This window comes from Kribbella voronezhensis (assembly GCF_004365175.1).
Classification (GTDB): Bacteria; Actinomycetota; Actinomycetes; order Propionibacteriales; family Kribbellaceae; genus Kribbella; species Kribbella voronezhensis.
The window spans coordinates 1,936,532-1,948,835 of record NZ_SOCE01000001.1 but is presented as its reverse complement, the minus strand read 5'-3'; the positions used below and the strand labels follow the sequence as shown (position 1 = coordinate 1,948,835).

Below are 12,304 nucleotides of genomic sequence, written 5' to 3'. Positions count from 1 at the left end.
CGCCACGCTCAGTGGATTGTCGCGGCCGCGCTGGTGGACCTGCCTCGCCGCAGGAACACGGCGACCAGCGCGGCAGCGATCAGGCAGAGCCCGGTGTTGACCCAGATCGCGGTGGTGATGCCGCTGAGGACCGTGGCCGGGTTCTCGCCGCCGAGCGAGTTGACCCGGGCGGTGGCGATCGCACTCATGATCGGGATGCCCATCGTGATACCGACCTGCTGGCTCATCGTGGCCAGGCCTGTCGCCAGGCCCTGCTCGGCGTCCGGCAGGCCGGTGGTCGCGGTGACCATGAAGCCGACGATCGCGATCAGGTTGGCGACACCGCCGACGAAGGTCGCGACCAGCAGTAACGTCATCCAGGCCGGGTCCTGGCCCAGCAGCACCAGCGAAAGGGTGGCGATGGCCTGGAGCAGGAATCCGATCACGATCGCGCTCTTCGCGCCGGCGCGGCCGATCACGCGAGGCGCGATCATGCCGCCGATCACGGTGCCCGCTCCGAGGACGGCGAAGGACAGTCCCGCCGCGAGCGGGGTGAAGCCGAGTGTCTTCTGCAGGTACAGGGTGAGCAGGAAGACCAGCGAGGTCTCGGTGACGAAGGCCAGCAGGCCGGCGAAGTTGCCCCAGCCGACGTTCGCCCGGCGCAGGATCGCGACCGGTACCAGCGGCGCCGCGACCTTCTGCTCGACGACCCAGAAGACGGCCAGCAGGACGACGCCGGCGACCAGCGAGCCGAGGGCGGCCGAATCGGTCCAGGACGTCTCGCCGGCCCTGGTCAGGCCGAACACGACCGCGAGCAGCCCCAGCGTCACCGAGACCGCACCCGGTACGTCGAGCTTCGGCCGCTCGGCCGGGCGGCTCTCCGACAGCGCCATCGGGGCGAGCACCAGGACGCCGACGGCGACCGGGACGTTGATGAAGAAGGCCCAGCGCCAGCTCAGCAGGTCGGTGAGCACACCACCGAGGATCGCGCCGGTGGTGAAGCCCGCCGCCATCAGCGCGCCGTTCAGGCCGAGCGCCTTCTCCCGCAGCCTGCCCTCCGGGAAGGAAGTGGTCAGCAACGACAGCGCGGCCGGAGTGACCGCGGCGGTCGCCAGGCCCTGAGCGACCCGGGCCGAGAGCAACATCGCCGGCGAGGTGGAGATCCCGCCGACGAGTGAGGCAACGCCGAGCAGCGCCATCCCGGTCAGGAACAGCCGGCGGCGGCCGAAGAGATCGGCGACCCGGCCGAACAACAGGGTGAAGCCCGCGGCGCAGAGGGCGAACGCCGTGGCGATCCACTGCAGGTTCTGCAGGGTGAAGCCGACGTCGGCGCCGATCGTAGGCAGCGTGACGTTCAGGATCGAGAAGTCGACGGCGAGGGTGAAACTCGCCGTCAGCAACAACACCAGCGCCAGCCGCTGCCGGCCCGTCAGTTGGGCGCCGGGAACGCTCACGGTGTCGAGGTCGGGCGGGGTGCCTTCTTCAACGGTGGACATGCAGGTGATCCTCTCTGTCGGACTTGCTCCTACCTGCACGATCCCGGCCCCGGCACCGACCAACCAGGCCCCTGTCCTGCCCACCACCGGCTTGCGTACCACTCCTAGGGACAGCCAGACGTTCTGGAGTCACGGGCGCGGACGCGCGCTGCCCCGACTACCCGGACAACGACATGGCCGACAGCCGGCACAACCGACTACTCCCGCCACAAGCGGTCCAACGAACTGGCCTGATCAGGGCCGCCTGGGGGAGGAGTCCACCTCATGCCTGCCTGCCGGGAGCAACCGCAGCGCGGCATCGGACGGCGTACCGGGCTGGGCGCTGTACATCAGGATGCGGTGCGCCGAGTCGTCGGGGAGCTGGGCGACTTCGAAGGAGAGCTCGAGCCGACCGACGGCCGGGTGCTGGAACTGCTTCGTGCCGAAGGTGCAGTTGACCACCGGGTGCCGCGACCAGAGTTCGGTGAACTCGCTGCTCTTCATCGAGAGCTCACCGATCAGCTCGGCCAGGTGCAGGTCGTTCGGATGCCGGCCCGCGATCAGTCGCAACGACGCGACCGATCGCTTCGCCTCCTCGTCCCAGCGCGCGTAGAGCTCCCGCGTGTGCGGGTCGAGGAACAGCATCCTGGTCAGATTGGGCCGGGTCTCCGCGGAGTACGGGCTGTCGGCCTCGTAGTGGCCCGCCAGCAGTTGGTGGCCCAGGTCGTTCCAGGCCAGCACGTCGCTGCGCCGGTCCATCACCACGGCCGCGATCCCGTCGATGGCCTCGATCAGCTGCCTGGTCGCCGGTCGCGCGGTCTCGGGCCTGCCCGGCGTACGGCGTTGGCGGCGGGTCGGCCGGGCGAGATTGCGCAGGTGTGTCGTCTCGTCGTCGCTGAGTTGCAGGGCGCGGGCGATGGCGTCGAGGACGTCGTCGGAGGCGTTCTGGCTCTGGCCCTGCTCGAGCCGGGTGTAGTAGGCGACGCTGACGCCGGCCAGCTGGGCCAGTTCCTCCCGGCGCAGACCGGGGACCCGGCGCGCGCCGTAGGAGGTCAGGCCGACGGCTGACGGCTGCAGCCGTGCGCGCCGCGTGCGGAGGAATTCGCCCAATTCAGCAGGTCTCTCCATAACGGCCAGTATGCCCGGGCGCGGCGGCCCCAGCCTGACCCTGCCAGTACAAGGCAAACGCTCGGACAACCCCAGCACGCCCTACCGACCAGGTCCCTGTGGACGGTCGTGACCACGGTCGCCGTCGCCGGTTGCCGCAGGCAAGTTGTCTCAGGTGGTGACCGTGACGCCGGCGGCGCGGAGGTCGAGGAGGGCTTGTTGGGTGCTGGCCGGGGCGACCCCGGCGGTGAGGCCGGCCAGCACCGTCGTACGGAAGCCTTCGTTGTTGGCGTCGAGGGCGGTGGCGCGGACGCAGTAGTCGGTGGCGATACCGCAGACGTCCACCTCGGTGACGCCCTTGTCCCGCAACCAGGCGGCCAGGCCGGCGCCCTCCTGGGACTTGCCTTCGAAGCCGGAGTACGCCGCGGCATACTCGCCCTTGTCGAAGATCGCGTCGAACGGCTGCGGGTCGAGATTCGGGTGGAAGCCGACGCCGTCGGTGCCGGCGACGCAGTGCCGCGGCCAGGAGTTCACGAAGTCGGGCGTCGCCGAGAAGTGGTCGCCCGGGTCGACGTGGTGATCCCGGGTGGCCACGACGTAAGAGTACTTGTGCTCGCCCGGCTCGGCCTCGTGCCACTCGTGCAGCAGGGTGCCGATCCTGAAAGCCACATCCGCCCCGCCGCCGACCGCCAGGCTGCCGCCTTCGCAGAAGTCGTTCTGCACATCCACCACAATCAACGCCCGAGCCATCGCAACGCTCCTTCGCCGGTGTCCTGCCCCTCACGGTACAAGCCCGACTCCCTAGGCTGGGTGAAGTGGAGCTCACGGGGATGCAGCAGTTTGCGGTCGTCGCGGCCGGGTTCGGAGCGGGCGTGCTGACCTCCACGGTCGGCGTGGCGTCGCTGCTGAGCTTCCCCGTGTTGCTCGCGCTCGGGCTGCCTCCCGTGGTCGCGAACGTGTCGAACACGATCGGCCTGATCGCGGGCAGCCTGAGCGGATCTTTCGGCTACCGCCGTGAACTGATGGTGAGACCGCGATTGGCGTGGTTCGTGGTGATCACCTGTACGTCGGGGGCGGTGGTCGGCGCTGTCTTGTTGCTGTGTTTGCCGTCCGGGGTGTTCGAGGCCGCCGTACCGTGGCTGATCGTGCTCGCCTGCCTGACCGTCGGGGTCCAGCCGTGGCTCGGCCGATGGCTCCGCCGCAACGACGAGCCGGGCGGCCGGCGTACGGCGCTGTCGCCCGGGACGATCGTGTTCGCCGCGCTCACCGGCGTCTACGGCGGGTACTTCGGGGCGGGGGCGGGCGTGATGATGATGGCCGTGCTCAGTCTCGGCCTCGACCTGGACCTCCGGGTCGTGAACGCGCTCAAGACGCTCGCCCTGCTGGTCGCGAACGTCGTCGCCGGCCTGATCTTCGCCCTGGTCGCCGACGTCGACTTCGCCGTCGCCGGTCTCCTCGCGACCGGCGCCCTCATCGGCGGCTACGCCGGCGCCCATCTCGGCCGCCGCCTCCCACCCACCCTCCTGCGGATCCTCATCATCACCGCAGGCCTGACCACAGCCGTCACCATGCTCTGATCAAGGGCAGAGGGCGGCGGCGAGGGCGTTGGTCAGCCAGGTGGTGTAGCGGCGGAGGGGCCAGCCGCGGTTGAGGACGAGGAGTTCGTAGAGCTCGACGGAGATGTAGGTCCACAGGAGGTCGCGCACCTCGTCCGCGTCGAGGCCGGGCCGGAGCCGGCCGGTGGCGTGGAGGTCGGCGGCCAGCAGTGTCATGCCGTGCAGGCGTTCGGCGAGCAGTTTCTGCCAGACCCCTTCGAGGGTGTCGTCGACGTGCCGGCCGTCGCGGATCAGGAGTTGGACCTTGGCCGAGCGATGCTGGCGGCGAGCGAGACCTTCGGCGTACAGGGCGAGCTTCCGGCGGGGGTCCGGCTCGGCGCGGACCGCCTGGACCTCGGGGCGCTCGGCCATCGGGACGGGCTCGTCGTCGCCGGCGACGACGAAGTCGAAGACGGCCTTGGCCAATGCGGCCTTGGTGCCGAAGCCCTTGTAGATGCTCTCGGCCGAGACGCCGGCCGCCCGGGCCACCGCCGCGATCGTCGTCGCCCGGAAGCCTTCCCGCTCGAACAACTCCTGCGCGGCCGCGACGACGGCGCGCCGCCGTTCCCGGGCGCGCTGCTGCCGGTTCGTCGCGTCGTAGGTCCTCTTGACTTCTGTCATCATCCGATCCAACACTAATTGGAGACAGTTAAACTGTACTCAATTGGAGGGGCCATGGGAACCAACCCTGCGGTCGTGTCGAGCGACCCGGTGTCCGTCGCGGTCCGCAGCGTGCTGATCATGGCGGACGGCGAGTTCGCCGACTTCGAGGAAGTGGTGCACCCCGAGGCCCGCGACCGCGAGAACAAGATCCAGCCGCCCTCGTCGCGCGTGGCCGGGCCGGCGTGCTTCTACTCGACCGCGTTGTGGTTGCGGGCCGCCTTCGCCGGGCTCCACTACGACATCCACCATGCGATCGCCGACGGGGATCTGGTGGCGGTCAATTCCACGATGAACGGTCGGCACATGGCGCCCTGGGTGATGTACACCGCCGAGGGGGAGATCGACACCGTGTTCCCGCCGACCGGCCGGACCTTCGCGACGACCCAGTCGCACTGGTTCCGGGTCGCGGACGGCAAGGTGATCGAGCACTGGGCGAACCGTGACGACATGGGCCACGCCCTCCAACTCGGCTGGATCCCACCGACGCCGGTCTACCTGGCCCGGATGGCGCGAGCGAAGGCGAAGGCGAAGCGGGCGGCTCGCGCCGGCGCGTAGTACGGGCGGGAATGTTCGAACTACGTTCAGAACCTGGCGGGGGTGGGAGGCGTCGGGGGTTTTGTGGAACTCCAGGACGGTAATCTTCTGGGGGACTGCTACCGACCGTCGATCGAGGGGAACTGCGCGTGACGACGAACCCCGCGGGACGCGATGTGTCCGCCGTCATCGACGTCACCAAGCCCAGCGTGGCGCGCGTCTACGACCTCGCTCTGGGCGGCAAGGACAACTACGAGAGCGACCGGGTCGTCTACCGGCAGATCATGGAGATCCTGCCCGAGGTCCCGGAGTGGGCGAAGGAGAACCGGCGCTGGCTCCAGCGGGCCGTGGGGTGGATGGCCCGCGAGCAGCGGATCGACCAGTACCTCGACCTCGGCGCCGGCCTGCCGACGGCGCAGAACACCCATCAGATCGCCCAGAGCGAGAACCCGGCGGCCAGGGTGGTCTACGTCGACAACGACCCGTCGGTGATCGCGCACGGCAGGGCGCTGCTGATGGACAACGAGCGCACCGACTTCGCCGCCGCCGACTTCACCAGGCCGGCCGAGGTGCTCGCCGATCCGGCGGTGAAGGAGACGCTGGACTTCAGCCGGCCGGTCGGGCTGATCCAGGCGCTGGTCCTGCACCACATCAGCGACCTGGACGAGGTCGTCGCCTACCAGGCCGAGTATCTGGACCGCCTCCCGTCCGGGTCGTGTGTCGCGATCAGCCACGCCTGCAACCCGCGGGACGGGAGCGAGGCGGCGACGCTGGCCGCGACCTTCGAGGAGAAGTTCCAGCCGCACTTCCCCTCGCTGCGGTTCCGGACGCCGGCCGAGATCGCCACCCTGTTCGGCGACCTCGAACTGGTCGACCCCGGCCTGGTCCGCCTCTTCGACTGGCACGGCCCGGGCATCGAGGTCGACGACACCCCCGCGGACCACTACCGCGACGCCGCCAGCCGCTTCCTCGTCTGCGGAGTAGCCCGCAAACCCTGATCCGCCGAAATGTCAGGTCCCGGATCGGCGCTCCGACGTTGCTCGCACAAGGTGCAGCGAACGATCGGAGACCGGGATGAGTGTCGAGGTGGAGCGGGTGGCGGTGGCGCAGGAGTTGCTCGACGAGGTGCAGGAGCGGCTGGCGCGGGTGCGGTGGGCGGACGAGATTCCCGGCACCGACTGGGAGTACGGCGTACCGGTCGGGCTGGTTCGTGAGCAGGTTGCCTATTGGCGGGAGCACTACGACTGGCGTCGGTGGGAGTCGCGGCTGAACGCCTTCCCGCAGTACGGCACGGAGATCGGCGGGCAGCGGGTGCACTTCCTGCATGTGCGGTCGCCGCGGCCGGGTGCGATGCCGTTGATCCTGACGCACGGATGGCCGGGGTCGGTGTTCGAGTTCCTGGACCTGATCGAGCCGCTGACCGAGCTGGGGTTCCATCTCGTCGTACCGTCCCTGCCCGGGTTCACCTTTTCTGGTCCGACCCGGGAGCGCGGCTGGGATCTGGACCGGATCGCCGGCGCCTGGCACACGCTGATGCAGCGACTCGGGTACGAGCGGTTCGGTGCTGTGGGCAACGACTGGGGCTCGAGTGTCACCCTCGCACTCGGTCGGCGCTTCCCGGCCGACGTGATCGGCATGCACGTCACCCAGGTCTTCGCCGAACCGGAACCCGGTGAACAGTTCGACGACCCGGGCGTCGTCGCGGACCGCAAGTGGTACCACGAGAACATGAGCGCGTACGACGTACTGCAGTCCCAGCAACCACAGACTCTCGCGCACGCGCTGGCCGACTCGCCGGCCGGGCTGCTCGGCTGGATGAACGTCGTCTACCGCGGCTGGAACGACCTGGACTTCGTACTCACGAACGTGATGGCGTACTGGCTGACCGGCACGGTCGCCTCGTCGATGCGCCTGTACTACGAAGCGTCCCGCACCGGCCGACGCCTCAGGACCGGCGACGTCCCCCTCGCGGTTGCCCAGTTCGCCAACGACTACCGGACGATCCGGTCACTGGCCGAGCGCGATCACCCGGGCCTGACCCGCTGGACAGAATTTGCCACCGGCAACCATTTCGCCGCCCACTCGGCACCCGACGACCTGATCGGTGACCTGAGCGCCTTCTTCGGCAAGCTCTAGTCCGCCCGCTCGGGAACGGGAGTGGCCTCGAGTTTGCGGCGGATCAGGATCAGCGACTTGGGTGAGTCGTGGTCGAGTGCGAGCGCGATCTGGTCGAGGATCAGCCAGTACTGCTCCTTGTCGGGCCATTCCAGCGGGAGGGAGGAGACCCGGGCGCTCGCGCAGCGGACCTGCAGCCGGAACCGCAGGATGACGTGTTCGCCTTCGTAGGCAGGGGTTTTCGTGAGATTCCTGGCCAGCGTGAGTTCTTCGAGGAGCTCCTCGCGGGCGCGCCGGGCGACGGCGTACGGGTCATCGGCGGCGCGCCGCTCGCGGGCGCCGTCGACGACCTGCTGCAGGGCGAGGGCGACGAGCGCGATGATGCCGGTCTTGACGGCCTCGGCGAGCACCGAATCCCCGACGGCGAGGGCGCCGAGTGGGGTCGAAGCGACGGCAATCGAGACCAGCAAGGCGATCTTGACGATGAACGCGATCAGGTCGGTGAGCAGCGAGTGGTCCCGGCTGACCTCGATCTCCTGGAGCTTGGTCCGCAGGTTCGCCAGTTGCGCCAGCGCCTGGTCGCGGTCGGCGGAACTGAGTTCGCCGCGCGCTGCCAGGGAAGCCAGTACGTCGTCGACGTCGGCTCGCGAGAGCTCCAGCAGGTCGGCGACGTCGGTCAGCGGCAGGTAGCCGAGTTCGTCGATCGCGACCAAGCGCGGAACGGCCTTCTTCACCTGCTTTTTGGTCCGCCGGCCGCCACCGGAAGCACGCAGTTCGGCCGCGGCGGAGGCGAGCAGAGCATCCAGATCGCCGATCACCGCACGCAAGGCGTGATCGGCCAGCTTCTTGTCACCCGCACTGAGCGCGGCCAACCGGCTCTGCTCATGCTGCAGCAGACGTTCCCGCCCAGGCGGCCCAGCCGAACTCGTCTGCGCGTCCGCACCCATCAGCGGCGTTCCGGAGTCGTCCGGCACCACCAGCCCGGGCCGGGACTCCAGCCCCTTGCCGCCCACCACGGCCGACAGCGCGTCGTCCCGCTTCGGGCCAGGCCTCGAAAAACTCAACGCTCCTCCTAGGACGTGGACCCCTCAACCCTAGTTCGCCGGCCGGATTCGATCCTGATGGGAAGGATTGTTCCCCTCTGGACCGGAACTGAGACTGGCTGCTGCGGTGGCCGTTCGAGACCACAGGACGGTGCCGCCGAGCTTTGGAGGCGCCTGATGCGCTGGATACGAACCGTTCTGGCGGCCGCGATGGTGGTGACCGCCGCTGCCCTGGTGGTGCCGTCTGGAGCCGGTGCCGTCGCGCTGGCCGCGGCGCCACCGAACAGCTGGACAGAGTCGGCGTACACGTCGGTCTTCAAAGACAGCGGACCCTCGCCGGACGCGGGCCAGGTCATCCGCCTGGACACCGCACGGAACGACTACGAAGGGGGACAGGTCGTCCTGCGGAGTCCGGATGCGTTCACCGTCAACAGCGTCACGTTCTCCGACCTCGCCGGCCCGTCGGACGCGATCGCCGCGGCCAACCTGTCGTACAACTTCGTCGGGTACCAGTACCTGAACCACAACTCGACCTTCGACGGCGTGCAGCGGGTGACCCAGACGATCCGCAACGCCCCGGGCGATTTTCCGGACCGGTTGCTCAACGACACCAGCCGGTCGGTTCCCGCCAACACGACCCAGTCGATCTGGATCCGCGTCTACGTTCCGGCCGAAGCCGCGGGCGGCGCGTACCGCGGCACGGTGACGGTCCGCACCAGCGCCGGCGACATTCCGGTGCAGCTGAGCGTGAACGCCCGCGCGGTGACGATCCCGCCCTCCGCAGACGGCGCCTTCACCAATGTGATGTGGCAGAGCACGATCCCGATCGTCCATCCGGACGCGACGATCAAGGACACGATCCGGGAGATCTACAAGTACGAGCCGTACTCGGCGAAGTGGTGGCAGTTGCTCGACAACCAGGCGGCGATCACCAAGCGGTACCGCGGGAACAGCGTGCAGGTGCCCGTGATCGGCCTGTTGCGCGACGCCGGCAGCACGCTCGACGCCGCGACCGGCAAGTACACCTTCAACTGGACGCTGCTCGACCAGGTGATCGAGCACTTCCAGACCAACGGCGCCGTGAAGCGGATCGAGGGCTTCGACCCGATGGGCGGCTCGCCGAAGTACAGGCCGGCGACCTTGTCGACCACGGCGGGTGCTCGTCAGGTGTACGTCGACTGGGACTCCGCGGCCGGCCAGAACTGGCTGAACCAGTACATCCCGGCGTTGCGCGACCACGTTGCGGCGAAGGGCTGGTCCGACCGGTGGTTCTACCACGTCGCCGACGAGCCGCAGGGCAGCGAGTCCGAACAGCAGTGGATCGCCGTCGCGGCCAAGATCCGCTCGCTCTGGCCGGGTGTCAGGATCGCCGACGCCGTGGTCAACGCGTCGGCGCCGACGATCGCGAAGTACGAGGACATCGTCATCCCGAATCTGCACACCTACACCAACAACCCGGCCCCGTTCGACGCGGAGCTTGCCAAGGGCAAGGAACTCTGGTTCTACAACTGCAACATCCCGGTCGGCGGGCACCTGAACAGGTTCATCGACCAGGCGCAGTGGAACCAGCGGCTGACGATGTGGCTCGCCTACGCCAAGGGCGCGACCGGGTACCTGCACTGGGCCTACAACAACTGGCAGTACAAGCTCGACGACCAGGAGCCGAAGGGGGACGGCTGGATCACGCAGCCCGACGTCGCCCGCAACACCCTCGAGGTGACCACTCGCTACGAGTCGTTGCGCGACGGGATCGAGGACTGGGAGGTGATGAACCTGCTGGGCAAGACCAAGCCGGGTGTCGCCAAGGAGCTGGCCCGCAGCCTGGCCGAGCGCAGCGACAAGTACACCTTCGACACGGCCTACATGCAGCGGATCCGCGCGATGATGCTCGACGCCGCGGCCGGGAAACCACTGGTCGCCGATGACGCCGCAGCGGGCCGTCCGGCGACCGCCTCCAGCCAGCTCGCCGGATCGGAACCGGCGAAGGCAGTGGACGGAGACGGTACGACGGGTTGGCAGCCGGCCGGTAACACCAAGGACGAGTGGCTCCAGGTCGACCTCGGCGGCCAGGCCAAGGTCACCGGTGCGCACCTGACCTGGTCCGGTACGGCGCCCGCGAACTACCGCGTGCAACTGTCCTACGACGGCGCCACCTGGAGTGATGCCGCCACGGCCACCGCCACCGATCCGGAGTACTTCGCCGGGATCAACGGCAAGGCGAGATACCTGCGGGTCGTCGTACCGGCGGGAGCTCCGGCGGTGAGCCTCACCTCGATCGAGGTCACCGCCGACCGGTACCTCCAGCAGAACCTTGCCGGAGGCAAGAGTTATACCCGCTCCGTCGCGCCGGCCAGTGCTTACGGCGATGCCGGCCGGGAGGCGACCGACGGCGTCCTCGCCCATGACAAGGCGGACAAGCGCAGCTTCGGCTACGACGTACCGGCCGACGGCGCGGCACACTCGTACGACGTGACGGTCGACCTCGGCGTCGTACAGACCGTCGCGCGAGGCCGGATCCACGCCTACGAGGACAATCCGGCGTTGCAGGCCGACGCGATGGCGGTGTCGACCAGCGGTGACGGGGTCAACTTCACCAGGCGCGGCCAGGTGTCGGCGGTGAACGGCATGTGGAAGAGGTGGTACGACGTCGACTTCGCACCGGCCAGGGCGCGGTACGTCAGGTTCACCTTCACCAAGACCCGCACGGCCGACGGCACCCAGACGTTCATCGACGACGTGGAGGTCTACGGCACCGGCAGCGTCTTGGCGACCGATGACATCCCGGGCTCGGCCGGCTACGAGTGGAGTGGTCAGGAGCTGGTGTTCGCGCCGTCGACGACGCAGACGATGCGGCGGTGGAACTGGTCCAGCGGCCAGGGAACCGTCAGCACCGACTGGGGTGGCGGCCCGATCGTCGGCAGGCCGTCCGGCTATGCCTGGAACGACCAGCAGCACGCGGTGGCGCGGAACGCGAACGGCGACCTGCTGCACTGGTGGTGGATCAACGGCGAGAGCCAGCCCCACCTGGCGAACTGGGCCGGCGACGCCGCGTCGGATCCGGTGGCCACGGCCTGGGGCGGACAGCAGCACATCTTCGCGGCTTCGAGCGCGGGGGCCCTGTCGCACTGGTGGTGGGACCCGGCGGACGGCAAGCTCCGGCTGGACACCTGGTCGGGAGCACCGGGGCCCATCGTCGGCCGACCGGCTGTCTACACGTGGAACGACCAGTTGCACGTCGTCGCCAGGGGCGCGAACAACCACCTCTACCACTGGTGGTGGATCGCGGACGAGTACGAACCGCACTTCGCCGACTGGGGTGGTGAGGCGTACTCCGAGCCGTCGGCGTTCACCTGGAACGGCCAGCAGCACATCTTCACCCAGGCGGCCGACGGTCAGCTCTACCACTGGTACTGGGACGCGGGCGACGGCCTGCATCAGGTGAAATGGAACGGCGCACCGGGCAGGTTCGTCGGTGCACCGGCCGCCTTCAAACAGGGCGCGCAGCAACATGTGGTTGCCCGCGGCCCCGGAAACACCCTCTACCACTGGTGGTGGGACCAGGCGACCGGCCTGGTGAAGTGGGAGGACAAGGGCGGCCAGGCGTACTCCGACCCGATCGCCTATGTCTTCCAGGGCCAGACCCAGCTGTTCGCCGAATCCGCGAAGAACACCTTGTACCACTGGTGGTGGACGCCGGAGGACGGCTGGCACCAGAACGACTGGGGCGGCAGCGTCGACTACAAGTAGCTCACGAGCCGCGGCCGGTCCTGACCGTGGTCAGGACCGGCCGCAC

Annotated in this window: 10 protein-coding genes; 5 read left to right on the top strand and 5 right to left on the bottom strand. The window is 68.9% G+C overall.

Annotated elements, in window-relative coordinates; translation table 11 throughout:
- Positions 1–8: 8 nt before the first annotated feature.
- The 3 genes from EV138_RS08705 to EV138_RS08695 form a co-directional block, all read right to left on the bottom strand.
- Positions 9–1,475, bottom strand: coding sequence for an MFS transporter (locus EV138_RS08705; protein ID WP_133977887.1), 1,467 nt, complete (start codon positions 1,473–1,475; stop codon positions 9–11).
- Between the two features lie 234 nt (positions 1,476–1,709).
- Complete coding sequence (locus tag EV138_RS08700; protein ID WP_133977886.1) at positions 1,710–2,582, bottom strand: helix-turn-helix transcriptional regulator; 873 nt, start codon at positions 2,580–2,582, stop codon at positions 1,710–1,712.
- A 150-nt stretch (positions 2,583–2,732) separates the two neighbouring features.
- The gene (locus EV138_RS08695) at positions 2,733–3,311 is read right to left on the bottom strand and encodes an isochorismatase family protein (RefSeq protein WP_133977885.1); all 579 of its coding nucleotides are present in this window, start codon (positions 3,309–3,311) and stop codon (positions 2,733–2,735) included.
- 65 nt (positions 3,312–3,376) lie between these two features.
- Here EV138_RS08695 and EV138_RS08690 point away from each other — a divergent pair, with 65 nt between their 5' ends.
- Positions 3,377–4,138: a sulfite exporter TauE/SafE family protein gene (locus EV138_RS08690; protein WP_238158021.1), complete on the top strand. Its 762-nt coding sequence runs from the start codon at positions 3,377–3,379 to the stop codon at positions 4,136–4,138.
- Here the strand turns inward: EV138_RS08690 and EV138_RS08685 are convergent, their stop codons facing one another.
- Positions 4,139–4,780: a TetR/AcrR family transcriptional regulator gene (locus EV138_RS08685; RefSeq protein WP_238158020.1), complete on the bottom strand. Its 642-nt coding sequence runs from the start codon at positions 4,778–4,780 to the stop codon at positions 4,139–4,141.
- A 51-nt stretch (positions 4,781–4,831) separates the two neighbouring features.
- Between EV138_RS08685 and EV138_RS08680 the strand changes: the two genes are divergently transcribed.
- From EV138_RS08680 to EV138_RS08670, 3 genes are all read left to right on the top strand, one after another.
- On the top strand, positions 4,832–5,374 hold the full coding sequence (locus EV138_RS08680; RefSeq protein ID WP_133977883.1) for an ester cyclase: 543 nt from the start codon (positions 4,832–4,834) through the stop codon (positions 5,372–5,374).
- Between the two features lie 128 nt (positions 5,375–5,502).
- Positions 5,503–6,351 (top strand): SAM-dependent methyltransferase, encoded by an 849-nt coding sequence (locus EV138_RS08675; protein WP_166678533.1) that lies wholly within the window; start codon positions 5,503–5,505, stop codon positions 6,349–6,351.
- A gap of 76 nt (positions 6,352–6,427) precedes the next feature.
- Positions 6,428–7,489, top strand: coding sequence for an epoxide hydrolase family protein (locus EV138_RS08670; RefSeq protein WP_133977881.1), 1,062 nt, complete (start codon positions 6,428–6,430; stop codon positions 7,487–7,489).
- Here EV138_RS08670 and EV138_RS08665 read toward each other — a convergent pair.
- Positions 7,486–8,532, bottom strand: a complete 1,047-nt coding sequence (locus EV138_RS08665; protein WP_133977880.1) for a hypothetical protein — start codon at positions 8,530–8,532, stop codon at positions 7,486–7,488. The two genes, EV138_RS08670 and EV138_RS08665, sit on opposite strands and share 4 nt — an antisense overlap.
- A 156-nt stretch (positions 8,533–8,688) precedes the next feature.
- Here EV138_RS08665 and EV138_RS08660 point away from each other — a divergent pair, with 156 nt between their 5' ends.
- Positions 8,689–12,258, top strand: coding sequence for a glycoside hydrolase domain-containing protein (locus tag EV138_RS08660; protein WP_166678532.1), 3,570 nt, complete (start codon positions 8,689–8,691; stop codon positions 12,256–12,258).
- The last annotated feature ends 46 nt before the right edge of the window (positions 12,259–12,304 follow it).